The organism is Streptomyces sp. BK340, from assembly GCF_007827595.1.
Lineage (GTDB): Bacteria > Actinomycetota > Actinomycetes > Streptomycetales > Streptomycetaceae > Streptomyces.
Window position 1 is genome coordinate 98,427 of record NZ_VISR01000029.1, and the last position, 25,866, is coordinate 124,292.

The 25,866-nt window shown below is 70.3% G+C and carries 23 protein-coding genes; 7 read left to right on the forward strand and 16 right to left on the reverse strand.

Features of this window, described 5'->3' with window-relative positions; genetic code table 11:
- Positions 1-17 precede the first annotated feature (17 nt).
- The 10 genes from FB157_RS37415 to FB157_RS37460 all read right to left on the reverse strand — a co-directional run bounded on the left by FB157_RS37415 (position 18) and on the right by FB157_RS37460 (position 11,864).
- The gene (locus tag FB157_RS37415; protein WP_145885184.1) at positions 18-770 is read right to left on the reverse strand and encodes an SDR family NAD(P)-dependent oxidoreductase; all 753 of its coding nucleotides are present in this window, start codon (positions 768-770) and stop codon (positions 18-20) included.
- The gene (locus FB157_RS37420; RefSeq protein WP_186581865.1) at positions 770-4,474 is read right to left on the reverse strand and encodes an amino acid adenylation domain-containing protein; all 3,705 of its coding nucleotides are present in this window, start codon (positions 4,472-4,474) and stop codon (positions 770-772) included. The genes FB157_RS37415 and FB157_RS37420 overlap by 1 nt, the downstream gene beginning before the upstream one ends.
- A 14-nt stretch (positions 4,475-4,488) precedes the next feature.
- Complete coding sequence (locus FB157_RS37425; RefSeq protein WP_145885186.1) at positions 4,489-5,319, reverse strand: ABC transporter permease; 831 nt, start codon at positions 5,317-5,319, stop codon at positions 4,489-4,491.
- Complete coding sequence (locus FB157_RS37430; RefSeq protein ID WP_261386786.1) at positions 5,316-6,269, reverse strand: ABC transporter ATP-binding protein; 954 nt, start codon at positions 6,267-6,269, stop codon at positions 5,316-5,318. Before FB157_RS37430 ends, FB157_RS37425 begins: the two co-directional genes overlap by 4 nt.
- Before the next feature lie 163 nt (positions 6,270-6,432).
- Complete coding sequence (locus FB157_RS37435) at positions 6,433-6,936, reverse strand: flavin reductase family protein (protein WP_145885188.1); 504 nt, start codon at positions 6,934-6,936, stop codon at positions 6,433-6,435.
- A gap of 3 nt (positions 6,937-6,939) precedes the next feature.
- On the reverse strand, positions 6,940-7,185 hold the full coding sequence (locus FB157_RS37440) for a phosphopantetheine-binding protein (RefSeq protein WP_145885189.1): 246 nt from the start codon (positions 7,183-7,185) through the stop codon (positions 6,940-6,942).
- The gene (locus FB157_RS37445) at positions 7,185-8,753 is read right to left on the reverse strand and encodes a class I adenylate-forming enzyme family protein (protein ID WP_145885190.1); all 1,569 of its coding nucleotides are present in this window, start codon (positions 8,751-8,753) and stop codon (positions 7,185-7,187) included. The genes FB157_RS37440 and FB157_RS37445 overlap by 1 nt, the downstream gene beginning before the upstream one ends.
- Positions 8,746-9,117: a hypothetical protein gene (locus tag FB157_RS37450; protein ID WP_145885191.1), complete on the reverse strand. Its 372-nt coding sequence runs from the start codon at positions 9,115-9,117 to the stop codon at positions 8,746-8,748. Before FB157_RS37450 ends, FB157_RS37445 begins: the two co-directional genes overlap by 8 nt.
- Positions 9,118-9,634: 517 nt before the next feature.
- Entirely contained in the window at positions 9,635-10,411 is a 777-nt protein-coding gene (locus FB157_RS37455) for an AfsR/SARP family transcriptional regulator (protein ID WP_145885192.1), read from the reverse strand.
- A gap of 367 nt (positions 10,412-10,778) precedes the next feature.
- Positions 10,779-11,864: a MupA/Atu3671 family FMN-dependent luciferase-like monooxygenase gene (locus FB157_RS37460; RefSeq protein WP_145885193.1), complete on the reverse strand. Its 1,086-nt coding sequence runs from the start codon at positions 11,862-11,864 to the stop codon at positions 10,779-10,781.
- Positions 11,865-12,324: 460 nt separating this feature from the next.
- On the opposite strand from FB157_RS37460, the gene FB157_RS37465 reads away from it, so the two are divergent.
- From FB157_RS37465 to FB157_RS37485, 5 genes are all read left to right on the forward strand, one after another.
- On the forward strand, positions 12,325-13,353 hold the full coding sequence (locus tag FB157_RS37465; protein ID WP_186581866.1) for a methyltransferase: 1,029 nt from the start codon (positions 12,325-12,327) through the stop codon (positions 13,351-13,353).
- A gap of 86 nt (positions 13,354-13,439) precedes the next feature.
- Positions 13,440-14,582, forward strand: coding sequence for a nucleotide disphospho-sugar-binding domain-containing protein (locus FB157_RS37470; protein ID WP_261386788.1), 1,143 nt, complete (start codon positions 13,440-13,442; stop codon positions 14,580-14,582).
- A 12-nt stretch (positions 14,583-14,594) separates the two neighbouring features.
- Entirely contained in the window at positions 14,595-15,770 is a 1,176-nt protein-coding gene (locus FB157_RS37475; RefSeq protein ID WP_145885196.1) for a nucleotide disphospho-sugar-binding domain-containing protein, read from the forward strand.
- Between the two features lie 6 nt (positions 15,771-15,776).
- Complete coding sequence (locus FB157_RS37480) at positions 15,777-16,553, forward strand: NAD(P)-dependent oxidoreductase (protein WP_145885197.1); 777 nt, start codon at positions 15,777-15,779, stop codon at positions 16,551-16,553.
- Between the two features lie 2 nt (positions 16,554-16,555).
- Complete coding sequence (locus FB157_RS37485; RefSeq protein WP_145885198.1) at positions 16,556-17,128, forward strand: antibiotic biosynthesis monooxygenase; 573 nt, start codon at positions 16,556-16,558, stop codon at positions 17,126-17,128.
- 78 nt (positions 17,129-17,206) lie between these two features.
- Here FB157_RS37485 and FB157_RS37490 read toward each other — a convergent pair whose 3' ends face one another.
- From FB157_RS37490 to fabG, 3 genes are all read right to left on the reverse strand, one after another.
- A complete protein-coding gene (locus FB157_RS37490; RefSeq protein ID WP_145885199.1) occupies positions 17,207-17,842 on the reverse strand; it encodes an antibiotic biosynthesis monooxygenase in 636 nt (211 codons plus the stop codon).
- Between the two features lie 111 nt (positions 17,843-17,953).
- A complete protein-coding gene (locus FB157_RS37495) occupies positions 17,954-18,892 on the reverse strand; it encodes an aromatase/cyclase (protein WP_145885200.1) in 939 nt (312 codons plus the stop codon).
- A 21-nt stretch (positions 18,893-18,913) separates the two neighbouring features.
- Positions 18,914-19,699, reverse strand: a complete 786-nt coding sequence (fabG, locus tag FB157_RS37500) for a 3-oxoacyl-ACP reductase FabG (protein ID WP_067316377.1) — start codon at positions 19,697-19,699, stop codon at positions 18,914-18,916.
- A 186-nt stretch (positions 19,700-19,885) separates the two neighbouring features.
- Between fabG and FB157_RS37505 the strand changes: the two genes are divergently transcribed.
- Positions 19,886-20,329, forward strand: a complete 444-nt coding sequence (locus FB157_RS37505) for a nuclear transport factor 2 family protein (RefSeq protein WP_145885201.1) — start codon at positions 19,886-19,888, stop codon at positions 20,327-20,329.
- 117 nt (positions 20,330-20,446) lie between these two features.
- On the opposite strand, the gene FB157_RS37510 is transcribed toward FB157_RS37505, so the two are convergent.
- On the reverse strand, positions 20,447-22,063 hold the full coding sequence (locus FB157_RS37510; protein ID WP_145885202.1) for an FAD-dependent oxidoreductase: 1,617 nt from the start codon (positions 22,061-22,063) through the stop codon (positions 20,447-20,449).
- A 186-nt stretch (positions 22,064-22,249) separates the two neighbouring features.
- Between FB157_RS37510 and FB157_RS37515 the strand changes: the two genes are divergently transcribed.
- Entirely contained in the window at positions 22,250-23,755 is a 1,506-nt protein-coding gene (locus FB157_RS37515; RefSeq protein ID WP_145885203.1) for a class I adenylate-forming enzyme family protein, read from the forward strand.
- A gap of 64 nt (positions 23,756-23,819) precedes the next feature.
- Here FB157_RS37515 and FB157_RS37520 read toward each other — a convergent pair whose 3' ends face one another.
- On the reverse strand, positions 23,820-24,590 hold the full coding sequence (locus FB157_RS37520) for a cyclase family protein (protein WP_145885204.1): 771 nt from the start codon (positions 24,588-24,590) through the stop codon (positions 23,820-23,822).
- Positions 24,591-24,625: 35 nt separating this feature from the next.
- A complete protein-coding gene (locus tag FB157_RS37525) occupies positions 24,626-25,858 on the reverse strand; it encodes an FAD-dependent monooxygenase (protein ID WP_145885205.1) in 1,233 nt (410 codons plus the stop codon).
- Between the last annotated feature and the right edge of the window lie 8 nt (positions 25,859-25,866).

Consider the following 25,866-nt stretch of genomic DNA (forward strand, 5'->3'; position numbering starts at 1 on the left):
CCTCGGTGACGTACGCGTCAGCGTCCGCCGGCGACGGTGATCGTCTCGCCGGTGATGTTGCCGTTGGCCGCCGATGCGAGGAAGACGATCAGGTTGGCCACGTCCTCGGGCCGGGTGAGCGTGCGGCTGGGCGTCGCGGCCCGCTCCGCCTCGCGCGCCTGCTCGGGCATCCTGGCCCGGACCCGCTCGGTGAGAGTCACCCCGGGGCAGACGACGTTGACCAGCACACCGGAGGCTCCCGCGTCCCACATCAGGCTGCGGGTGAAGCCATGCAGCGCCGCCTTGGCGGCACCGTAGAACTCCATGCCCGCACGGCCGTTCCGGGCGAGGTGGGAGGAGACCAGGACGATCCGGCCCCAGCCGCGTTCCCGCATGGCGGGCAGCGCGAGCTGCACGGTGCGCAGCGTCCGCAGGAGGTTGTCCTCGACGAACGGCACCCACTCCTCGGGCGGGGCGGTCGCGAAGGAGTCCGCGTCGGGACGGCGGCCCGAGAGCCGCGCGGCCAGCGGGACCAGCACGTCGAGGCCGCCGTGGGAGCGCTCGATCTCCGTCACCGCAGCGGCGACGGAATCGGGGTCGTCGAGGCTGTAGCGGATGGCGAAGGAGCCGTTGCCGAGCTCTTCGGCGAGCCGCTCGGCGGCTTCCCGGTTGGTGTTGTATCCGGTCACGACCCGTGCGCCGGCCTCGGCGAATGCCCTGGCCACCACGGTTCCCAGGTCGCCGGTCGCACCTGTGACGAGCACGGTGCGGCCCGAGAGTCCCAGATCCATCAGTGCGTCACCTCCTGAATTTCCTGATCGGTCGCGGTGGCGGAGGTCTGCGGCGCGGCCCCCGGTGCCGCGCGGAGCATGCGGACGATCTCGTCGAGGACACGTCGGCCGAACCCGGCCGGCAGCCGGTCGGCCCGGGTACTGACCGTCAGTTCCAGGCCATCGTCGGCACCGGGTTTGACGGCCAGTTCGATCTCGGTGGCCGTGGCGGGTGCGTCAAGGCGCAGCACCTGGGACCGGCAGCCGGGCAGCGTCAGCACGGGGAGCCCCTCGTCATGCAGGAGCAGCATCGGCAGGTTCAGCAGGGAGAGTCCGCTGCCCGCCATGAACGCCATCCGCGCGACATCGCCGAAGGTGACGTCCTGCGCCGCCAGCGCACCGGCGACCGCGTCCTGGGCCGCGTCGAACCAGTCCGCGCCCGAGGCGGACCGCAGCCGTACGCACACGGAGTCGATTCGGCAGGTGATACCGCCCAGCGCCGTCCGTTTGGCGACCGGCACCATGATCCCGAAGTCGCTCTGGCCGGTGAGGCCGGCGAGCGCCGCACCGTACACGCCCACGAGGGCGCCGGTCCTGCTGCTGCCGCGCCGACGGCAGTGGTCGTCCCAGGGCGCGAGCTCGGCGGCGGTGACGTGGGCCTGGGCCTTGGCGATGGGGCCGGACGCCGCCGTGGACGGCAGGTGCTGGGGGAGTTCGAGCTCCGGGAGCCCGTCCACCTCGCGCTTCCAGAAGCGTCGTTGGGACGCCAGGTCGGCGAGCGCCAGTCCCTGCTGGTAGGCGGTGGCGAGCTCGGCCAGTGTGGGGGCCGGTGCCGGGAAGACGGGTGCCGCTCCGGCCAGGCGGGCCTGGTAGGCCACACTGAGATCGGCGGCGAACGGCTCCTCGGAGAGCCCGTCGAAGGCGGCATGATGAGCCGTCAGCCCGAACAGGGTGCGGCCGGTGTCCCCGGACCGCAGGATGGCGGTGCGCCACACCCGGCCGTTCGCGATGTCCAGGGGCCGGAAGAGCGTCGCCCGCAGCGTCGCCACCGCCTCGTCCTCGGTTCCGGCGTCGGGCAGGTCGTGGAATTCCGGCTCACGGTCCTCCACGGCCGGCACGGCCAGGCCCTCGTCCACGAGGTAGCGGGCACCCAGCGCCTCGTGCCGCCGTTGCACATCGGCCAGGGCCGCGGCGAGGGCGCCGCGGTCGACCTCGCCCTCGATCCACCAGGCGAGCTGGCACACGTACCGGGTGCTGGGTGTCTCCTCCCCCGAGAGGTAGCTGGCGGGCTGCGGAGGCAGCCGTACCGCTCCGGACGCGTCGGTGACGCCGAGCGGATCGATCTCCGCCTTGGTGCCCGCTTCCACGACCTCGGCAAGGCGGGCAAGGGTGGGGTGGGTGAAGACGGTGCTCAGGGGGACCGTGAGCCCGAAGTGTTCGCGGATTCCGGCCGTGAGGCGGGCCGCGAGCAAGGATGTGCCGCCGAGCTCGAAGAAGTGGTGCCCGGCGTGGTGGATCGGCAGCCCGTCGAACAGCTCGCTCCACAGGGCCGCCAGGCGTTCCGCGACCGGCCCCGCCAGCGGGGGCGCTCCGGCATCATCGGCGGCGGGCTCCATGAGGTCCGGCGCGGGCAGCGCCTTGCGGTCCACCTTTCCGCTGAGGTTGAGCGGGAAGGCGTCCAGGGCGAGGAAGCGGATCGGAATCATGTAGGCGGGCAGCCGCAGGCGGCAGTACCCGACGAGTTCGGTGTCGGTCGCCCGCCGGTCCGGATCCGCCGGGATCCAGTACGCCACCAGGTGCTGCGCGGACCCGATCTTGGCGGCAACGACCAGGGCGTCGGCGACCCCGTCGTGGGTGCGCAGTACAGCGGCGATCTCGTCCGGCTCGATGCGATGTCCGCGGATCTTCACCTGGTTGTCGGCCCGGTCGAGGTATTCGAGGGTGCCGTCGGGGCGGGTCCTGACGATGTCGCCGGTGCGATAGAGCCGGGACCCCGGCGGCCCGAACGGGTTGCGGACGAAGCGGGCGGCGGTCTCGTCGGGCCGGTTCCGGTAACCCCGGGCGAGCCCGGTGCCGCCGATGCAGAGCTCGCCGGGCACCCCGACCGGCAGGAGCGCCTGGCGCTCGTCGAGTACGTATGTGGTGGTGTTCTGCAGAGGCCGTCCGATGGCGACCCGGTCGGGGTCACGCGGCACCTCCCACAGCGTGGACCAGATGGTGGTCTCGGTTGGCCCGTACACGTTGACGAGCCGCCGCACCCGGGGCCGGAGCCGCCGGGCGAGATCGAGGGAGAGCGCTTCGCCGCCGGCCAGGGCAACGACCGAAGGGAAGTCGAACCCCGCCTGGAGCAACAGCTTCCAGCTGGACGGGGTGGCCTGAACGTGGCTCACCTCGTGGGCCTCGATCACCTTCACCAGGGTCTGGCCGTCGCGGGCCTGCTCGGTGCCCGCCAGCACGATCCGGCCGCCGGAGACGAGCGGGAGGTACAGCTCCAGGCCCGAGATGTCGAAGGACGTCGAGGTGACGGCCAGCCAGGTGCCGCCGGCGCCGACCTCGTCGCGCATGGAGAGGAGCAGGTTGGCCAGAGACCGGTGTTCGATCTTCACGCCCTTGGGGCGTCCGGTGGACCCCGAGGTGTACATCAGATAGGCGAGCCGGCCGGCCGTGGAGGGCTGCGGCGGGGCCGCGACCGCCGGGGCCGGGCCGGTGCCGAGCTCCAGGACCGCACCGGGAAACCCCTCCGGCAGCAGCCTGCGGTGTCCGGCCTCCGCGATCACGACGGAGGCACCGGAGTCCCCGAGCATGTAGTGGATCCGGTCGGCGGGCAGCTCCGGGTTGAGCGGCAGGTAGGCCGCACCCGCCTTCCACACGCCGAGCAGAGCGGCCACGAGCTCGGGGTTCCGGTCGGCCAGCACGCCGACCACGGATTCGGGCTGCACGCCCGCGGCGAGCAGCCGCCTGGCGTACCACTCGGCCCGTTCGTCGAGTTCCCGGTACGTCACGTGGGTGCCGTCCGGCGATCCGGCATCGACCAGGGCGACCGCGTCCGGGGCGGACCCCACGTGGTCGGCGAAGAGTTCATGCACCGGGCGCCACTCGCGCGGCACGGCAGTGTCGTTCCAGCGACGTACCAGCAGGTCGCGTTCGGCCGCAGGGAGCAGGTCCAGGGCGGACAAGGGTGTCTGCGGCCGCTGTGCCGCGGCCGTCAGCAGGGCCAGGAACCGTTCGGCCATCCGCTCGACGGTGTCGTGGTCGAACAGGGCGGTGGTGTACTCCAGCACCCCGGCGATCGACCCGTCCGGCTCCGTGCGGAGCCACATGGCCAGCTCGGTGTCTGCGCCGGTCGCCGTGGCGGGTGCGGTGGCCTCTTCCTCGTACAGGTCGAAGAGCACCCGGCAGGGGAGGTCACCGGACGGCGTGGTCGTGGAGTCCGCGAGCGTGCGGCCGACCCGCTCGACGGCCTCGTCGAAGGCCGGGTCGCCGGTCAGCTCGCACAGCAGCGCCGGTGTGCCGAGGCCCGGGGTGCCGACCGGCACGCTCCACTGTCCGCTGTGGCGAGCCAGCAGAGTGGCGAAGGCGGTGAGCAGCGTCGCGTACCGGGCGGTGGCGGCGAACGAGGCGGGCACCGTGAAGGCGACCCGGTCCCAGCCGGGGTCCGGCGGAGCCGGCCGGGGCCGGTCGGTGGGGAGTTCCAACGGCGGGACGCCGTTCAGCTCAAGTCGCATGGGCGAGCGGCCTCTCAACTCTGGATGCGGCGGACGAAACGGTGGCAGGCGAAGCTCCCGACGGCGGCGACCCCGAGGGTCAGCACGCCCAGCACCGCCCAGATGGGCATGTGGCCGAGCTGGGGAGTGAGGGAAGCCCGCATCCCCTCGCTCATGTAGACGACGGGGTTGATCAGCACCGCGTACTGAAGCCATTCGATGGAGTGGAGCGCCGACCACGAGTAGTACACGCAGCCGAACATCGTCATCGGCAGCACGATCAGGACGATCATGGTGCTGGCCTTCTGGATCTCAAGGAGCGTTCCGCAGACCAGCCCGCAGCTCGCCGCGAGCATCGAGGACAGAATCAGCACGGCGAGGAACAGCGGCCAGTTGTGCACATGGACGTCCGGTGCCTGGCCCTTGGCGTGCACCACCATGACCACGGGGAAGACCACGGCCCCGGAGAGCAGGCCCTGGAAGCCGGCCGAGATGATCTTCTGGACGGCCACCGACCACAGAGGGATCGGGGCGAGCGCCCGGTCCTCGATGTCCTTGTAGGTCAGCTCCATCAGGAGCGGCATCATCACGCTCGTGAGGCCCTGGTTCGCGATGGCGACGGCGACGAGCCCGGGCACCAGGGTGGTCGCATACGCCGACGAACCGCCCACGCCGGTGCCGACCTTGGGCAGCACGAACGCGAAGGTGAAGGTGAGCAGTACCGGCTGCGAAAGCACCTTGATCAGGAACATGATCGCGTCCTGCCGCCACACCAGCAGATCGCGCCAGAACAGCGCGCGGAACGCCTTGGCGTAGGTGGCGTGCGGCCGGGGCCGGCCGGCGTCGAGTGACGCAAAGGCGGTCATGCCTGGAAGTCCCTTCCGGTCAGGGCGAGAAAGGCCGTCTCGAGGCTGGGCGGCGTGGTGAAGGCGTTGCTGACCGAAAGGCCGTGGTCGGCGCCCGCGTCCGCGATCTTGCCGAACAGGCCCTCGGGCTCGGTGGAGTAGACCCGCAGCCGGTTGCCGTCGGTCTCGGTCCTGCGTACGCCGGGCAGCTTGCCCGCCGTCTCCGCGACCGGCTCGGCGGGGCCGTCGAAGTCCATGGTGAAGACGGTGTCCGCGCCCGCCGTCCGCTTCAGTCCTGCCACGGTGTCGCAGGCCAGCAGGGAACCGTCGTCGATCACTGCCACCCGCTGGCAGAGCGACTCGACTTCCTCCAGATAGTGGCTCGTGAGCACGATCGTCTGCCCGGAGGCGTGGAGCTCCCGCAGCGCTTCCCAGAGGTTGAGGCGGGCCTGGGTGTCGATGCCGGTGGTGGGTTCGTCGAGGAAGAGCACGTCGGGCCGGTGCATCAGGGACCGGGCGATCTTCAGGCGCTGCGCCTGGCCGCCGGAGACCCATCCCACCTTCGCCTTCGCCCGCTCCGCCAGGCCGAAGACCTCCAACAGCTCCAGGGCGCGCCGGCGGGATTCCCTGCCGGTCATGCCGAAGAGCCGCCCGCGCATTTCGAGGTTCTGGCTGAGGGTCAGGCCACGGTCGAGCCCGGTGTCCTGGGTGACGACCGAGATCCTGCGCTTGACGTCGACGGGACGCTTGATCACGTCCGCGCCCGCGACGGTCGCTCGTCCCCCGGTCGGGGTGACCAGAGTCGTGAGCATGCCGATCGTCGTGGACTTTCCCGCACCGTTGGGGCCGAGCAGCCCGAACAGCTCGCCGGTCCGGATCTCCAGGTCCAGGCTCGTCACCGCTGGGACGGACTGACTGCCCCCGACGTAGACCTTGGAGAGCCCGGCCGTTTCTATCGCTAGGTCGACCATGGCAGTGACACCTCTAGTGGACATCGAGAAACAAGGAAGGGCAGGGCGGTGGATCTGGGCACGGGTGCCACCGCTCCCGAGTACGCCGCCGATCCTCCGGCCCTCCCTTGGAGGCCCGTTCAAGGCTGCTCCTAGGGAGGGCCGTCGTCGGTCGGCTGTGCTGTCAGGACCGGACGTCCACCGGCGCGCGGGCCGGCCACGCGTGGAAGGTCCCGCGCTGGTGGAGTAGCGGCGGGCGGGACGAGACCTCGCAGTGGTCCACCGTGGCGATGAAGATCCAGTGGTCACCCGCCTCCACGGTCCGCACCACCGAGCACTCGGCGTGGGCATACGCGCCGTCCAGCAGCACCGGCGCGCCGGCCGCAACGTGCGCAGGACGCCAGCGGACGTGGGTGAACTTCCGGTCGGAGCGCCCCGCGAAGACGCGTGCGGCCTCCTGGCCGTCTGCCGCCAGCATGTTGACCACGAAGGCGCCCGCGGAGCGCAGCGCGCGCAGGGTCTGCGAGCGCTTGTCCACGCAGACCAGCAGCATGGGTGGTTCGGCGGACACGGCGGTGATGGCGCTGCAGGTGAAGCCGCGGGGTTCCCCGTCGGCGTCGACGGCCGTGACGACCGACACCGCTGTCGGGAAGGAGCCGAAGAACTCCCGGAAGAGCTGGGCGTCCACCGGCTATGCCTTGGCGCGATACGTTTCGAGCGCGTCCCACAGGGCGCGTGGGGTGGCGAACGTGCGCCCGTTCAACGCGCTGTCCGGGAACTTGACGCCGTACCGCTCCTCCAGGCGCATCAGCAGATCGATCGTGCCGATAGAGCTGAGCCCGGCCGCTCTGAGGTCACTGTCAGGCTCCAGCGGGGTCTCCGATGCGGAGGTCCGCAACACCGTGAGCAGGATCTTCTCGAATTCCGTGTCGAGCATCAGGGGGTCCTCTCTTCGCGTGTGTCGCCGCCCGGTTCCGTTCCGGCGGCCTGTAGTTCCTCACGGAGCCGTTTGCGGTCCGTCTTGCCGTTGGGGGTGAGCGGGAGCCCGTCCCGGATGTGGCAGACGGCCGGGACCTTGACCTGCTCAAGGCGGCGCCCCAGCTCCCCGAGGACCTGTTCCGGGGTGAGCGTCGTGACGGCGAGGAGGGTGAGGTCGCGGGTGCCCTCGGGGGGCAGTACGGCGACCTCGGAGACGCCCTCGATGTCCAGCGCCGCCGCCTCGATCTCCGACACGCTGGTGCGTACGCCGTGCCGCTTGAACAGGTCGTCCCTGCGGCCCTCGAAGTAGAGATGGCCTTCGGCGTCCAGCCGGCCGTAGTCGCCGGTGAGCAGGGTCACGTCACCAGTGACGGGCGAACGGTGGTAGCGCGCGGCCGTCAGCTCCGGCGCCCGCCAGTAGCCCGCCATCAGGTGAGGGCCGCGGACGGCGATCTGTCCGGTGTCACCCGGTGGCAGTGGCGCTCCGTCCTCGCCCAGTACGAGCACCTCGGTGCCCGTCAGCGCTCTGCCCACCGAACCGGGATGGTCCAGGTCGCCGTCCGGTTCGAGGACGGTGACACGCTTGCACTCGGTGATGCCGTACATCGGAGCGACCCGGGCCTTGGGGAAGGCGGCGCGCAACCGCTCGATGAGCGGTCCCGCCAGTGCGGCGCCCGTGTTGGTGAAGAGCCGGACCGGTGGGGCCTCCTCGTGCCGTCCCCGGTCGGCCAGGCGCACCAGCATCTCCGCGAGCGAGGGCACGACCGGCACCACGGTGACCCGGTGCCCGGACAGCAGACCCATCAGCCGGGTGTGTGCCTCCGGCTGGGACAGGACCACTTCGGCGCCGGCGAGGGCGGCGAGGAAGACCTGGTACAGCCCGTAGTCGAAGGAGAGAGGGATCGCGGTGAGCACGACGTCGGTGGGCTGGTACGCCAGCCGTTCGGCGATCGCCCGCACCGCGAACACCACCGACCGGTGGGGGCACATGACGCCCTTGGGGGCGGCCGTGCTGCCGGAGGTGTACATGAGTAGTGCGAGGTCGTCGCCGGTGACGGTGCCCTCGTCTCGCACGGTCCATGACGCGGCCGGCTGCCCGGACGCGTCGAGGGCGGACCAGACGTCGGTCAGGTCGAACACCCGGTCCGTGAGCGCGGAGAGCAGTGGTACGTCGTCCCCGGCGGCCACGGTGAGAGCGGGCTCGCAGTCGGCGAGGACGGCGGTGAGGTGGAAGGGCATGAGCGCCGGACCCAGGGGTACGAACACGGAGCCGTTCCGGAGCGTGCCGAAGAGCATGGCCACCATCTCGCGGACGTTGCCCAGCCGCACGCACACCCGGTCCCCCGGCCCGACCCCGCGCTCTCGCAGCCAGCCGGTGAACGCCCGGGCGTGCTCGGCCAGTTCCGAATAAGTCCACGAACCGGTGGAGTCGGTGACGGCGGTCGCGTCGGGGTGCCCGGCGACGGCCTCCTCAAGCAGGTCCTGCACGAGGACCGGCTCGCGCGGGGTGGTCGGGGCGTCAGTCATCTGGCGGCCTTTCCTGTCGGCTTGTTACGGGATGCTGGTGATCTCCGGGACGGCGGTGGTCGTCGTGAACCCGGCGCGCGTAGTCCCACGTCGTGCGCTCCACGGCCACGCCCATCAGCTCGGGCAGGCAAGAGCCGTTCTCGCCCCGGCCGACCGCCGGCACCACGACGCGGGCGACATCGCAGATGTCGGCATCGATGTCGTCGAGGGCGCCGGTCATGACGTCCTGCATGACACGGAAGGTGCGGGTGCCGAGCTCCTGGGCGTCGGACCGGGCGTGGTGCGCCGCGGCACGGGCGGCCAGGTCGATGGTCCCGGCCCCGAACCTGGGGGCCGCGGCAAAGGACTCATCGCCCCTGGCCACGGCCCCAGCGAGTGGTCGGCGACGGTGACGGTGGAGAGCGGCCGCGCGAACCCGCCCCGGCGGGACGGCACCATGGCCGTCCCGCCGTCGGCGTACGCGGTTCCCCGGCGCAGGTCCAGCGGTCGGCCCTCGGCGGGCCGAAGCGATCCGCTGCCGTGATCACGACGGCGTCCCCCTGCCCGGCCCGCAGGTGCGCGGCGGCGAGTTCCAGTGAACTGACGCCGATGGTGCGCCACTGCTGGACATCGAGAGCGGGCACGTAGGAGCCGAGGGTCCGCTCGGAGATGCAGGACGCGGCCGGCCAGATGTCCAGCCCCTGGAACCAGGCTGCCGTGCAACAGCAGCGAGAAGTCCGAGGGAGCCAAGCCCGAGCGGATCGGGGTGGGCTCCGCCGGACAGGTGCCCAACCCTGCGACAAAGACGCTGTCCCAGCGCAACGACGTCTCCTCACGAATCGGTATGCCGATGATTCGCGACGCCGTTCGAACGCTATTCGAGGACTGTCATAGCGGCCTGGTCACGCGGCCCGGGAGGACATCACGGCGCTGCCGGAGAGCACCTCGTGGTGGATCCGCTGGAGGTCGGGGGACGGGTCCAGGCCCAGTTCCTCGCTCAGCAGCAGCCGGATCGTCTGGTACGCCTGCAGGGCCTCGACCCGGCGACCGGCCATGTTGAGGGCGGCGATCAGCTGGGAGTGGAACCACTCGTTGTACGGGTGCGCCGCCACCAGCTTCCGGAGATCGGCGATGACGCCCCGGTGATTGCCGCGTTCCATCTCGGCGGACACCCGGAGCTCCAGGGCGGCGATGCGCCGCTCCTCCAGGTGGGCGACGTACGCCCCCAGGAGAGGTCCCTTGTCCACGTTGGACAGAGCGGGCCCCCTCCACAGGGCGAGGGCGCGGTTCAGCGCCTCGACGCTCTGCGTGGCCTGGCCCAGCGACAGCAGCGTCTGGCCCTCGGCCACCAGCCGCTCGAATTCCCGGACGTCGATGCGGGACCCCTCGGTCCGCAGGACGTACCCGGGCGACACGGTGCTGATCACCTGGCCGTCGGAATCGCCCCAGGACTGCCCGGCGAAGGCTTTGCGCAGCTGGTAGATGTAGGTCTGTGACGTGGTGACGGCACTGCGGGGCGGGTTTTCGCCCCAGAGCTCCTCGACGATCGAGTCGAGGCTCAGAGTCTGCCCCGAACGCAGCAGCAGAAGAGCCAGAACCTGTCGGGTCTTGGCCGCGCTGGGCGTGTAGTCACGCTGGTCGGTCGTGACCTTGAGCGGGCCGAGAATGTCGAAATGCACCGTGTATTCCCCCTGTTGAATCGGTGTGTCTCGATCAGCTCGACGCTAGGTCCGGACCTCACTCGGCCTCAAGGGGCGGCGGCGAAGATGCGGCGATGGAAGCATGCGGGCGACGCGCCGCCTGCCACTCCTGCTACTCCCGACGCACTCGAATGTCTCTTTCGGCCACTCTCCTCCTTCATGACTCTCTGATCGCTCCCCTATCATGCCCCGCCGAGCCACCCTCATGCGACCGATCGGGCGGCAACCGCACGACGCCTCGGGCGACTTCGCTCCGAACGGCAAAAACCGCAGGTCACCATGGGGTTTCCTGCGGTTGTCGATGAGCCGGCGCCGGGTCGGCCGACGAAGGTCGGGAGCGGCGGCGTCAGCCGCCGACGGCGGCTGACGGTTCACGCACCTCGGCGAGCGAGGCGAGGCCGTCGAGAACCCGCCACGGTTCTCCGATGAAGTCGATCAGGCAGGCGATCTCGTCCACTCCCATGCTCTTCACCTGCCGTACGACCTCGCGGCAGTGCTCCACGGAGCCGATGAGGGACCGCCCGTCGAGGTAGCGATTGACGCCGAGTTCGGCCAGCCTGCCGCGGGCATGGTCCACCGACATGAACTCGCTGCCCTCTTTGCCCCCGCTCATCAGTCCACCGGAGTCGACAGCCTTCGCCTCCAGGTCGATCGCGGAGAGCAGGTAACGCTTGAGCCAGGGGGCGGCGTAGTCGCGGGCTTCCTCGTCGGTCGGTGCGACAAAGGTGTGCATCATGAGCGTCACCTTGCCCCCGTCCGGCCAGCCGGCCAGCTTGCGGGCCTCGCGGTAGGTGGCGATCTTGGCGCCCAGGGCCTCGACGTCCTGGTTCTCCAGGTGGGTGAGGAGGTTGGTGCCCAGTTCGCCGGCGTGCCGGAAGGTCTCCTCACTGCGGGATGCGGTGATCCACAGATCCAGGTCGGACTGGACCGGGCGGGGGTAGACGTCCAACTCGACCGTGGCGCCGAGGGAGTTCTCGGCACGCCACTTGCCGGTGGACCACACCTCACGGATCCGGTGGATGTCGTCGAGCATCCGGGCCCTGCGGGTCTCGTACTCGTCCTTGGCCAGTACGAAGTCGTTGACGTTCCAACCGGAGCCGACCGAGATCCCGACCCGGCCCCCGGAGATACCGTCGACCATCGCGAAGTCCTCGATCAGCCGGGCGGTCGGGTGCAGTGGGGTGACCACGCTGCCCGCCCGGACCTGGACCCGATCGGTCACCGCGGCGATCGCGGCACAGGTCACGGCCGGGTTGGGGAACGCGCCGCCGAACCTGTGGAAATGCCGCTCCGGTGTCGAGACGAAGGAGAAACCCAGCCGGTCCGCTTCCCGCGCGGCGTCCAGCATGAGCCGATACGTATCGGCCGATTCATCACCGACCGCGGCGAAGAAGAAGAGCCCGAAATCGATGTCGTCGCGATTATTCCGCATGGGCCGATCGCCTCTCGCGATAAGAAACAACTCCCGAACAGCAACTGCGTTATCGTCCCGTCGGGAATTGGAGGGAACTTCGAGGCGCGATGGACCGCCGCCAACGGGACCTCTCCTCCGTGCAGTTGCCCTTGCCTCGCCTGGTCAGCCAGACATTTGTACTGTCCAGCTCCGCATATATGTCCCTTGTCGGCGTGCGGGCGTCTCGGACAGCATGGTTACCCAGAGAACGACATCAACGTTTGGAGCCCCGCGGTGATCTACACCCTCATCATTGCCATCGGCGTCATCTGCTTCCTTATCGGTTTCTATCGAAACGTCATCCGGAAGAAGAAGTAACGGGCCGACCCGCGGCGGGCGTAATGCCGCGCCAGCGGACCGATATCCGGCCTTGAAGGATCCTCTAACCATTGTGGTGACGATGGGTGGACGAGGATCCATCGACCGGAAGGCACCCCAAGTGACAGCGGATCTGGAAGCAATCGCGGAAGCGGTGGCGATCGGCCGGCTCAGCAACGCCTATGCCCAGTCCAAACTTCTGCACAGCGCTGTGGAGCTGGGTGTCTTCGAGGCTCTCGCGGCGGGCCCGGCCGACGAGCAGCTGCTCCGGAGCAAGATCGGACTGCACCCCCGTCTGTCCGGCCAGTTCCTGGACGCGCTCGTGGCACTCGGACTCCTGGTGAAGTCGGACGGCTCCTACACCAACAGCACCGCTGCCCAGCGGCTGCTGGTGTCGGGTGGGCCGGACTTCATGGGAGACCTGTGCCGGGTCGCCGCGATGCGGCACTACCCCATGTGGGGCCGGCTCACGGAGGCACTGCGCGACGGCGAGCCCAAGTCGGATCGTGCGGTCGGGCCCGATCCGTTCAAGAAGCTGTACGAAAACCCGGAGCTGGCCCGCAAGTTCCTGGCCCACATGGACTCGGCGCACGCCATGGTGGGACCCCAGCTCGCCGACCTGCTCGACTGGAAGGGCTACGAGTCCTTCGTGGACGTTGGCGGCGCGCGGGGCAATCTGGCCGCGCAGATCGTCCGGGCCCACCCGCATCTGCGGGGCGGCGTCTTCGAACTCCCGGCCGTGGAGACGGTCTTCGACGAGCACATGAAGCACCTGGGCACCGACGCCTCGGTCCGCTTCCACGGCGGGGACTTCTTCGTCGACCCGCTGCCCGAAGCGGACGTCGTGATCTTCGGGCACGTCCTGCACGACTGGTCGGCGGACCGAGCCCAGACCCTGATCGAGCGGGCCTACCCGGCCGTACGGCCCGGCGGTGCGCTGGTGATCTACGACCAGATGCTCGACACCGACCACCCCGACCTGCACAGCCTGCTGGGCAGCTTCACGGTGGCCCTGACGACGGGCGGTACCGAATACACCACCGACGAATACCGGAGCTGGGTCGAGAAGGCCGGCTTCCGGGTCACCGGGCTCCACAACATCGTCACGATCGGCAACGACGTCGTCCTGATCGCGGTCAAGGACCGCTGAGCGGCAGGGACACCGCAGCACCTGATCGGTCGTCCGCCCTCCAGCCCCTCCGCCTCCGAGATTGCGAGACCTCAATGCGCGTTCTCATGACATCTTTTCCCAAACCTTCTCATTTCGCCCACATGGTCCCGCTCGCCTGGGCCCTGCGCGCCTCAGGCCACGAGGTCATCGCCGCCGCCCAGCCGGACCTCGCCCCGATGGTGGCATCGGCCGGGCTGAGCATGGCCCAGGTCGGCGGGCACTACTACGCCGACGACCTGATGCTGCGCCACCTGCACGACGGCCGACGGCTCCTGGAGCTGACCGATCCCACCACGCCCCGGTCGCTCCAGGACTCGGCGAAGACCTGGCAGATGCACGCCCGGTATGTGCTGCCCCGCTACCTGGAGTTCGCGCGGCAGTGGAAGCCGGACCTCATCCTGTCCGAGAAGCTGGAGTTCGCCGGCCCGATCGTGGCGAAGGCGCTCGGCATCCCCTCCGTCCACCACCGGTTCGGTGTCGATGCCTACACCGATCCGGGGCTCGCGGCGGCGTCCGACTCCCTCCATATGTCCTGTGAGCGGCTGGGCCTCGACGGCTACCCGGAGGCGTCGCTGATCCTCGATCCGTGTCCGCCGGAGCTGCAGATGCCGGGGCTCAAGCCGGGCCGCTCCGTCCGCCACGTGCCGTTCAACGGCGCCGGTCTGATGCCGTCATGGGCCCGGCGGGGCGAGCGGCGGCGGGTGTGCGTGAGCCTGGGCAACCAGACCCTGCTCCTCAACGGCGTTCCGCTGCTGAGGCACGTGATCGAGGCGTTCGAGGGTCTCGACCACCTGGAGGTCCTGGTCACGGCCGAGTCGCGGTACCTGGAGGCCATCGGCGACGTGCCGCACCACGTGCGCATCGTCGAGCCCACACCGCTCAACCTGTTCCTCGACAGCTGCGACCTGCTGATCAGCCACGGCGGTCCGGGCACCATGCTCACCGCCTTGGGAATGGGGATCCCCCAGCTCATCCTGCCGCAGTGGACCGGCCACTTCGAGACGGGCAGCCGACTGGCCGAACTCGGCGCGGGGCGCACCCTGGAGAACGCGGCGGACCAGGACAATCCGCTGCTCGTACGGGAAGCGGTGCTCGCCCTGCTTGAGGAGGACGGCTACCGCAAGGCGGCGATGGGACTTGCCGATTCGATGAAGTCCCTGCCCACCCCCGCCGAGCTCGTGCCCGACCTCGAGGCCCTGGCCGGATAGACGGAGCCCCCTGTGCGTGTACTGATGATGAGTTCCCCGCTGGCCTCGCACTTCGCCGCCATGGTGCCCCTCGCCTGGGTGCTGCGTGCGGCGGGGCACGAGGTGCTGGGTGCGGGGCGTCCCGACATGGCGGCCGCGCCCCTCTCCGCGGGGCTGTCCGCCGTCACCATGGGCGAGCCGGTCGGCTTCAACGAACAGCTCGCCCGCTATCTGCCAGCGGGCATGCGCCCCGTCCAGGCCTTCGGGCGTGGCCTTTTCGACCGCATCGAGCAAGGATGCGAGCAGTGGTTCCTCGACGACCTCGTGGTGCTGCCCGAGTACCTGGACTTCGCCCGGCGCTGGCGTCCGGACCTCGTCGTCTCCGAACAGATCGACTTCGCTGGTACGGTCGTCGCCGGTGCGCTGGGTGTCCCGCACGTCCGGCACCGCTGGGGTGTGGACCCGCTGAGCGGACCGCTGGGCGGGATGGCCGCGGAGTTGTTCGGTCCCCTGTGCGAGAAGCTCGGTCTGGGCGGGCTGCCCGAGTCGGCGCTGGTCCTCGACCCCTGCCCACCCGAGCTCCAGCTGCCGGAGGCCGCGGCCGGTGTGCCGATCCGCCCGGTTCCCTTCAACGGCAACGGGCGGCTGCCGTCCTGGGCCCGACGGGGTGAGCGGCGGCGGGTGTGCGTGAGCTTGGGCAACCAGACCCTGCTCCTCAACGGCGTGCCCTTGTTCCGGCACGTGATCGATGCCTTCGACGGCCTCGACGACCTGGAGGTCCTGGTCACCGTCGCCCCCGAGTACCGGGAGGCGCTCGGCGAACCGCCGACGAGCGTACGCCTGGTGGATCCCGCCCCGCTGTCCCTCTTCCTCGCCGACTGCGACCTGCTCGTCCACCACGGCGGTGCCGGGACGGCCATGACCGCCACGACGGTGGGGATACCGCAACTGATACTCCCCCAGATCGCCGACCAGTTCTTCCACGCGGACCGCATCGTGGCGGCCGGGGCGGCGATCGCGCTGGAGGACGCGGCGGATCAGGACAATCCGCGCCTGGTGCGGCAGGCGGCGCTCGATCTGCTGGGCGACGACCGCCACCGCAAGGCCGCGAGGGTGCTGCGGGACGCGGTGGAGGCCATGCCCGCGCCCGCGGACCTCGTTCCCGACCTCGAAGCGCTCGCCGCTGACGAGCGCCCAGTACGGAGGTGAAACTGCATGGAGATCATCGGACGTGGCTTCCTCGCCAGGCATCTGCGGCCGATAGCCGACGCCCACCCCGGGGTTGTTCTGCTGGCGGCCGGGGTGTCGGCGGCAGGGGACAGCCCGCAGGCCGAGTTCGGCCGGGAGGCCGATCTCCTCTACCAGACCATCGGCCGCTGCGAGGAGCGCGGCGAACGGCTGGTGCTGTTCTCCACCGCTGCCACCGGCATGTATTCGCTGCAGGGCGAGGCGGGACGGGAATCCGGACCGGTCCGGCCGGCGACGGCGTACGGCCGGCACAAGCTCGCCCTGGAGGCGGTCCTCGCCTCCTCACGTCTCGACTATCTGATCCTGCGCCTCGCCCACGTGGTCGGTCCGCACCAGCCGGCTCACCAGCTCCTGCCGTCGCTCACCCGGCAGGTCGCCTCGGGCAAGGTCAGGATCCACCGCGGCGCGAGACGGGATCTGATCGACGTCAGCGACGTGGTGCACATCGTCGACGGGCTGCTGAGCACGGGCATCGCCCGTGAGGTGGTGAACGTCGCCTCCGGCCGCGCGGCGCCGGTCGAGGAGATCGTCGGCCACATCGAGACCTGCCTCGGCGTCCGTGCCGAGCGCGAGTTCCTGGACGCCGCCGGCGCCGCCCAGCCGGTCTCGATCGGCAAACTCCGCCGGCTCCTGCCGTCCGTCCAGGACATCGGCTTCGGCCCCGACTATCACCGCGCCGTGCTCGACAAGTACGTACGGAATTACGCGGAGCAGACCGCCCCTTCTTACGAAAGGTCCCACTGATCATGTCCCACCCCACCGGCGGCCAGGCCGTCTCGATCGCCCGCTTCACGCTCAAGACCGAGTTCGCGGCCAAGGGCGCCGAGTTCGAGGCGCTCTTCCCCACGTACGTGGCCGCCGCCAAGGCGGCGGAGGGCACGCTCCGCACCGGCCTCGCCTCCTCCACCACCTCGTCCGGGCGGTACCTCCAGCTGACCTGGTGGCGGGACTCCGAGGCCCGGCAGGCCATGATGAGCGACCCCGCCCTCTTCCGGAACGTGGGCATCAAGTACTTCACCATGGCCCGGCACGACAAGGTCAATGGCGACTCGATCGCGGGCGGCCTCCCCGACGTGCCGTACGCGGTCGTGGCGCTGACCGAGCTGCCCGCCACCGAGGAGAACCCCGTCCTCCAGGCCCTGCACGGCCTGGACGGCTTCCTGGCGGACCAGCTCGTACAGCCCGACGAGGAGGACGGCCGCTACCTGCTGACCTGGTGGCGGGACGAGGACGCCTTCCGCGCGGCGCTCGCCACGGCGCCGGCCGCCCTCGACGGCGCCGAGTCGTTCGCCTTCCTCGCGGACGAGGTCAGCGGCTGACGGCCCGCACCCGGCGCGCACATGGAAGAGGGCCAGGCGGTGCGCCTGGCCCTCTTCCATGGACACCGTCAGTGGCGGTTACTTCCCCGCGGCGATGTTCCGTGCCACGTGAGCGGCGCGCTCGGAGCGCACCTCCGCGACCCTGCCGACGGCGGCGAATTCCGCACTCTCCCGGGCCTTGAGGCGGTCCTCCTCCGACCGCCACCAGGTGATGGCCGTGTACGCGCCCGCCCGGGTCAGGGCACGGGCCAGGTCGAGGCGGGCGAGGCCGGTCGCGCCGTGCGCGGCCTCGGCGTACTCCTTGTACGTACGCTCGAACTCCTCCGCGCCCGCCTCGGTGGTCAGGTGCTCGATGACGATCACCGCGTCGGTGAGGTCTCCCGCCCCGATCCGGAGCACGTTCATGGACGGGTCGGCGGCGACGTCGACGAGCTGGTGGAACTCCTTGGCGTGCGACTGGAACACCTCGCTGCGCAGCACCTGCTGGAACGCCTCGGGCTCCCGCCACCAGCCGAGGTTGACATAGACGTCGGGGCGCTCGGTGACGCGTACGGCCTGGTGCGCGTGGAAGCCCTCCTGCGCGCGCATCCACTCCACGTGCTCCAGGAACCGGCGCTCGAACCCCTGTGCGCCTGCGGGGTCCTTGAGGGTGAAGGTGTTGATCACGGTGAAGAGCTTGCTGGGAGACTGCTCCTCAGCGGGCTTGTCGGCCATGGCTGTCGCCTTTCGCGGACTGAAGGGTGTGATGGGCGAGCATCGCCCGTGAGGTTCAAAGCGTGTTGGAGGGCCGTTGGACGGTGAGCGCTCCGCCGGCACCCGTCGGGCTCAGCCGCGGCGCTCTTCCGCGTATGCCTTGGCGTGGCCCAGAGTGGCCCGGGAGTTGGTGCTCAGCGCTCCGCGCACGAACTCCCGCGCCTCGGCGACACCGGCCGCCTCGCCGAGGATCTTCGTGATGTTCGCCGTGTTGAGGGTGACGGTGTGCTGGGACGTGGCCAGGACGTCGTCGCCGTCCTCGGCCAGCTCCCAGTAGCCGGTGTGGAGGGTCATCAGGGCGGGCAGGGTGATCTGTTTGTAGGCGATGCGGCGGTGGGGGAAGCAGACCCGGACCGACTTCGTGGTGTGCTGCGAGCCGTCCTTGGCGACGGTGTCCATCTCCAGGGTCTGCAGGCCCGGCGTGTCCTCGGTGAGGACGACACGGCCGACGTGCGGCAGGCGGTCGGTCCACAGCTGCGCCTCGTTGAGGAAGTCGTAGACGTCCTTCGCCGAGCCGCCGATGCGCACGGTGTCCTCGAAGGAGAACGTGAGCTCGGCCGATTCCGTGACGCGCTCGATGTTCTCCTTCAGGGACGCGAGCTCGGAACGGCTGTTGCGGTCCACGGCCTCGTCGATCCAGCGCAGGTTCTCCGGGTCGTCGCCGACGGCCCGGTAGTCGTGCAGCAGCCGGATCCTGGACTCCTCCCCGGACAGCGGCTCGATGATCCAGGTCCCGCCCATCGCGGCGACCGGCGGGGCCGGGACCTCCTGCCGGAAGACGATCCGCAGCGCCGCGGGGTCCAGTGTGCGGCGGGAGGTCCAGTTCTTGGCCGTGCCGTTGGCGGTGGCCCAGATCCGGATGCGCTCCTCGGTCTCGCCGCGCTCGACGTGGTCGACGTACACGCTCGGCGGGAAGATCCGGGGCCAGTTCTCCACCTCGGCTATCAGGCGGTAGACCTCGGCGGCGGGTGCGCGCACGGTGATCTCGTGCTCGACCTCACGAACGGTCATGATGAAGTGATTCCCTTCGGCTCAGAAGTTGCCAAGTCCGCCGCAGACGTTCAGCGCCTGGGAGGTGATGGAGGCGGCGGTGTCGGAGGCGAGGTAGCCGACCAGGCCGGCGACCTCCTCGGGGGTGGAGTAGCGGCCGAGCGGGATCTTCGCCTGGAACTTCTCGAGGATCGCCGCCTCGTCCGTGTCGTACGCGGCCGCGTACCCGGCGCGCACCCGCTGGGCCATGGGTGTCTCGACATAGCCGGGGCAGACGGCGTTGACGGTGATCCCGGTGGGGGCCAGCTCATTGCCGAGTGCCTTGGTGAAGCCCACGACGCCGTGCTTCGACGCGGAGTACGGGGCCCCGAGGACCACGCCCTGCTTGCCCGCCGTGGACGCGATGTTGATGATCCGGCCCCAGCCGCGCTCCCGTATCCCGCCCTGCTTCAGCACGGCGCGGGTGACCTGGAAGACGCTGGTGAGGTTGGTGGCGATGACGTCGTCCCACAGCTCGTCCTCGATGTCGGCCGTGACGCCGCCGCCGCTGCGGCCGGCGTTGTTGACCAGCACATCGACGCGGCCGTGGCGCTCGACGACCGTGCCCACCAAGGCCCGCACACTCTCCGGATCGCGCACGTCCGCGGTGCGGCCGTCGGCGTCGAAGCCCTCCGCCCGCAGTTCCTTCACCGTGAGCTCCACGGCCTCGGCGCCACGTGCGCAGATGAAGACCTTCAGACCGGCCCGGCCCAGCTCACGCGCCGCCGCAAGGCCGATGCCGCTGGTCGCCCCGGTGATCAGGGCGACCCTCTGCTCAGTGCCTGTCATGCTCGTACTCCTCCCGAAGAAATGATCGAGACCGAGCATGTCGCGACGCCTTTGAAACGGGTTCGAGGAGCGATGGACGCCCGCCGGTCGACCGGTTCTCGAAAGCGCTACGAAGCCGAGCGCCCATCATCGGTACAGGACAAGCGAGTTCACCGTGTGCAGATCACCGTGTGCAGAGAGGACCCCATGACCGCGACGGACGAGGCGACCGCAGTCAGCGCCGCCACGCTCTACTACGAAGTCCAGCAGTTCTATGCGCAGCAGATGCAGCTCCTGGACGACGGCCGGGTCGAGGAGTGGGCCGGGACCTTCACCGAGGACGGCGTGTTCGCCGCCAACGCCCACCCCGAACCGGTCGTGGGCCGCGCCGCCATCACCGCGGCGGCGGCACGGGCCACCGAGGAGTACGCCGCCAAGGGGGTACAGCGCAGGCACTGGCTCGGCATGGTCTCCGTCGAGCCGGTCGACGAGCGGTCGGCCAACGCCCGCTGCTACGCCCTGGTGATCGAGACTCCGCGTGGCGGGCAGGCCGCGATCCGGGTCAGCACGCTGTGCGTGGACCGGCTGGTCCGCGACGGCGACGGCTGGCTCGTGCAGGACCGCCAGGTCTCCCGCGACGACCTGGCCTGAGCCACCCCGAACCGGCTGCCCCCGTCCAGGACCCCCGACGGACGGGGGCAGCCATGTGTCCGCCTGCAGCGCCCTGCCCGGCACGGGGCGCTGCGGCAGCAGCGCCCCGTGCCGGGGTCAGGCGGGCCCGTGTCCCTCCGGCCGGGGCGTCGTCACCCGCCAGCCGAAGGACGTCGCCGCGCGGAGGGCGTCCGGCGTGACACGATCACCGCGCGCGGCCACATAGCCGTCGGGCCGGACCAGGAGCCACCCCTCGCGCCCCACCCCCAGCGCGGAGCGCAGGCCACTGTCCGGGTCGGGCAGGTCGGCTGTGGCGACGCGCACCGAGAGCCAGTCCGCTCCGCGTACGGTCTCGGCGGCGTCGGGCGCACCGGCCGTGGAGGGGAAGACCAGCAGGGTCCAGCGGGGATCGCGGAGCGCCTCGACGAGGGCGGCGCAGCCGGGGGAGCGTCGCGTGTCCTCCTCGGTCATGCGGGTGACCCGCTCACCCGGCCGCGGCAGGCGACCGCCCGGATCTGTCGTGGTGAGCGGGCTCTGCGGATAGGACAGCTTCAGCCCCGACATCGCGGCCATGATCTTCCGCTCGATACGGCCCTTGAGGGGCGGGGTGTTCCTGACGACCGCGAAGGCGACCGGCAGCATCACCTCCTGGAGGGCTCCCTTGAGGGCGACAAGGGCGGTGGCCTTCTTGGTGGCGCCGAGCAGGGCCCGGCCGACGGGAACGCGTTCCACGGCGTAGCTGTCGAGCAGTTCCTGGTCCGCCTGGCCCCGCACTACCATCGCGAGCTTCCACGCGAGGTTGAAGGCGTCCTGGACGCCGGTGTTCATGCCCTGGCCCGAAGCGGGACTGTGTACGTGGGCGGCGTCGCCTGCGACGAAGCACCGGCCCACCCGCATCCTCTCGATCATCCGCTGCTGGATCGTGAACACCGAGACCCAGCTCGGCTCGTGCACCACCGCCCGGACGCCGAAGCCCTTGGCGAGCTTGCGCGAGAACCGCGCGGCGACCTCGGCGGGGTCACCGTCGTAGTCCACGTCCACCGTGTCGAGCAGCCGCCACTTGCCGGTCTCCGGGAAGGGCACCGCCATGATCGTGCCGCCTTCGACGTGCAGCCAGTGGATGCTGTCGTCGGGGACGTCCATGTCGATGACGGCGTCGGCGATCAGCCAGGTCTCGGTGGAGTCCCCGACCAGGCGCAGCCCCAGGCTCTTGCGGACGTGGCTGCGGCCACCGTCGCAGCCCACCAGCCAGGGGACCTCGACGGTCTCCTCGTCGCCCCCGGCGTGGTGCAGCGTCGCGGTGACACTACGGTCGTCCTGGCTGAACGTCCCGAGGCGCACGCCCCATTCGACCTTCACACCGCGTGCGGCCAGGGCGTCGCGGAGGACCTCCTCCGTGCCCGCCTGCTCCAGCAGCGTCGTCTGCGGATAACGCGTGGGCAGCGCGCTGTAGTCGGCGCCCATCCGGGCCAGCCGGGTGCCGCCCTTGTGCATGCTGAACGCCTGCATGCGCCGGCCACGGGCCAGCAGCGCGGGGGCCAGGCCCATCTGGTCGTAGATCTCCATCGAGCGGGCGTGTGTGGCGACGGCGCGGCTGGTCGTGGCCGGCCCGTCGGCGGCGTCGACAAGGCGCACCCGGACGCCCCGGCGGTGGAGCTCGTACGCCGTCGTCAGCCCGACCGGTCCGGCGCCCGCGATCAGTACCTGCGTCGGGCCGTCCGCTTCGTCACTCATGCGTTCCCCAGGTCTCTCGCCCTTGTTCCAGTTGCCCCCCTCAGGATTCGCAGGGTGATTGGAGGGTGGATCCAGGGGGGGTCGACGCGACGGCCCGTCGCTCAAGCGGCCTTCGAACGGCGCTCGCCGCCCGGCGGTTAAGAAGGGTCGGCCAACCGTTCGCTTCTGTGAGAAGGAGTCCGATTCATGGTGTCCGCCAGATCAGACCGATCGCTGGACGCGCTGCTGTTCGACGCCGCCGAGGAAGCGCCGGACCGGGCCGCCATCGTCACCGCGGACCGCACCGTCACCTTTCGTGAGCTGGACGCGGCCGCGAGCTCGTGTGCGGCGGGGCTGTCCCGGTTCACCGAGCCCGGTGACGTGGTCGCCCTTGTCTCCACGCTCGACCCGGCGTTCGCGGCCGCGTACTACGGCATCGCGCGCGCCCGGTGCGTCGCCGCGATCGTGAACCCACTGCTGCGCGGTGCCGCCCTGCGGCACGTGCTCACCCTGTCCGCGGCCAGGGTGCTGATCTCCACCCCCGAGGTCGCCCAGCGGCTCGGTGAGGACGCCGAGGGCCTGCCCCCGGCCGTGGAGCGGCTGATCGAGTTCGGCAGCCCCGCCTTCGACGAACTGCTGCGCGCCGACGCAGACGGCCCCGCCGCCAGAGCCCGCAAGGACCACGATCCGGACGACGTGGTGTGCGTCCAGTTCACCAGCGGGACCACCGGCCCGTCGAAGGGCGTGCAGCTCACGCACCGCAACCTGGTGGTCAACGCCGCCCAGATCGCCGACGCACACGGCCTGGACGCCGACTCGAAGATGCTCAACCACCTGCCGAACTTCCACCCGATGCATCTCAACGCGGGCGTGCACGCGGTCGCGGAGCAGATCCTGTGCGCCGCGCCCGACTCGGCGGTGGCGGTCGAGATGGCCAACCGGCACGGCGCGACCCATTACTACAGCCTGCCCGTGCGACTGATCAGACTGGCCGAGGACCCCCGGCTGCCCGGTCTGGCGCTGACGACCGTCCGGGGCATCCAGTCCGGCGGCGCGGCCCTGCCGGTGGCCGCCGCGAGCACGCTCTCCGCCCACTTCGGCGTTCCGGTGGCCCAGGGGTACGGACTGGCCGAGACGTCTCCGCTGACACACTCCGACCGTCTTGACGCTCCGGTGCCGGGTTCTGTCGGGCACGTCGTCGGCGACACCGAATGCCGGATCGTCGACGTCGACCTCCGGACGACACTGGAGGCGGGCGAGAAGGGCGAGGTTCAGGTCCGGGGCCCGCAGCTGATGAAGGGATACCTCGGTCTGCCGTCGCCGCTGGACGCCGACGGCTGGTTCTCCACCGGCGACCTCGGCTACCAGGACGAGGAGGGCCGGCTCTTCCTCGTGGATCGGCTCAAGGACGTGTTCAAGCACGACAACTGGCTGGTGTCGCCCACGGAGATCGAGCGCGTGCTGGCCCGCCATCCGGCCGTGCGCGAGTGCGTGGTCTTCGACTACCCGCACGAGCAGAGCGGCGCCGTCGCCCATGCGCTCGTCGTCCTGTCGGACCCTGCCACGCCGGTCGAGGAGGTCGCGGCCTTCGTCAACGGCCAGGTGCCGTACTACGAGCGGATCGAGCGCGTCACGGCCGTGGAGGCCATCCCGCGTTCGCCCAACGGGAAGATCGTACGGCGCGACCTCCGCGAGGCCGCGCTGCGCGCCTGAGGCACACGGCAGCGGCCCGCCCCCGGATCTCTCCGTCAGGGGCGGGCCGCCGCCGCGGTCGGCCTCAGTCCTCGATCATCGCGACGGCACGGGTCCAGCCCGCCCCCGCACCGACGATCTTGATGGGGAAGCAGGACACGGTGAAACCGAAACTCGGCAGCGCGTCGAGATTCGCCAGCCGTTCGATCTGGCAGTACTCGCGCTCCCGGCCCGCGAAGTGGGCGGGCCACAGCACCCCGCGGTCCCCGCCGGCCTGATAGCGCTCGATCATGTTGGTGAACGGCGCGTCCAGGCTGAAGGCGTCGGTGCCGATGACCCGCACGCCCATGTCGAGGAGAAGGTGCACGGCCGAGCGGTCGAGCCCGACGAAGTCGGTGAAGTACTTCGGGGTACCCACAAGCTCCGAGGCGCCCGTCTTCAGCAGCACGATGTCGAGTGCGCTGGGCGTGTAGCCGATGGAGGCCAGCTCCTTCTCCACGTACGAGGCGTCCACCGCACCCGGCTCCAGGCCGGTCAGGTCCAGGACGACGCCCGGGTTGTGGAACCACTCCAGCGGCATCTCGTCGATGTGGCGCGGCGCCCCGTCGGGCCCCTTCGACCCGTAGTGGGACGGCGCGTCGATATGCGTCCCGGTGTGCGTGGTCAGGCTCAGGGTGTCGATGGAGAGCAGCTCGCCGTCGGGCAGCACCGACGGGTCGAAGTCGATGCCGAAGTGCTCGCGCATCTCCTCGCTCATGTGCACGGCGCCCTCGGCCGGGGTCATGACCGTGTGGGAGATCGGCTCGGGCTCCCAGCCGGCCGCGTCGACCGGTGAGGAAAGATCGATCAAGCGCATTCTGACTCCTTCGGTCAGTCGGATCGGGGGATGGGTCAGTCGGTCGTGAAGAGGTCGGTCCGCACCCGTACCGGCGTGGGGCCGTAGGCGATCCGGCGGGTGATCTTCATGCCGATGGGGGTCTTGGTGATGAGCTTGCCGATCAGCGGCCGCAGCACGGCCGCGGGACCGCTGCCCTGCGCGAACATCCCCTTGGCCTGCATCACCTGCATCCGCATCACCGTGTCGATGTCGCCACGGCGAGCGTCCTCGTAGCGCCGGAGGAAGCCTGCGTCGGCGGTGCCCTCGCGCAGCGACTCCATGAGGACGGGGTGCAGGAGCGCCGCGTCCTGGAGGGCGAGGTTGATGCCCTGGGCGCCGAGCGGGCTGTGGGTGTGGGCGCTGTCACCGGCGAGAACAAGCCCGTCGCGCACCCAGCTCTTCGCCGCACCCGCGAAAACGTCCAGGAGCGTGAGGTCGTGCAGGCTGGTGAGCCCGGAGCGGATCAGACCGGCGTAGGGCGGGACCGCTCTGGCGATCTCCTCCCGCACGTGCTCGATGCCGTGCTTCGCGACCTCCCGGTAGCCCTTGTGGGGAAGGGTCCAGCCGATCTGCACACTGCCGGGCCAGGAGTGGTAGACGATGACCGGGCTGCCTTCGTAGCGGAAGATCTGCACATCCGGATCGCGGTCCGTGGGCGGCGGAGCGGGGAGTTTGAACCACAGGACGTCGAAGTCGAAGACGTCGTTCCGCTCGTGTTCGATGTCGGCCAGCCGCCGGATCTTCGAGTAGCGGCCGTCCGCGCCGATCACACAGTGGGAGTGGACGGTGAACTCGCCCTCGGGGCCCTTGGCCACGATCCCCCTGACCGCTCCGCCCTCCTCCAGCAGCGCGCTGGCCTTGCCCCCGGCGAGCAGGGTGAAGCCCTCGTATGCACGGCACCGGTCAAGGAGCTCGCTGAGCAGATGCCGCTGGGGAATGCTCAGGAGGTAGTTGTACGGCTCCGGGAGCTTGCGGTAGTCGATGTCGAGCTGGGTACGGTCGCCCTCGACCAACCGGAACTTGGAGTGCCGGAAACACCCCCGGTTCTGGGCGCCGTCCAGAACCCCGAGCTGGTCGAGCAGCAGCAGCCCACCGGGCTGGAGTATCTCGCCGCGGTACTCGCGTTCGAGGGAAAGGGACCGCTCGGCGACCAGCACGCGGGCGCCCGAGCGCAGCAGCATGAGCGCCAGGGCGAGCCCGGCGGGGCCGCCTCCCACGATGCAGAAGTCCGTCTTGATCTCGTTCAACTCAGTCT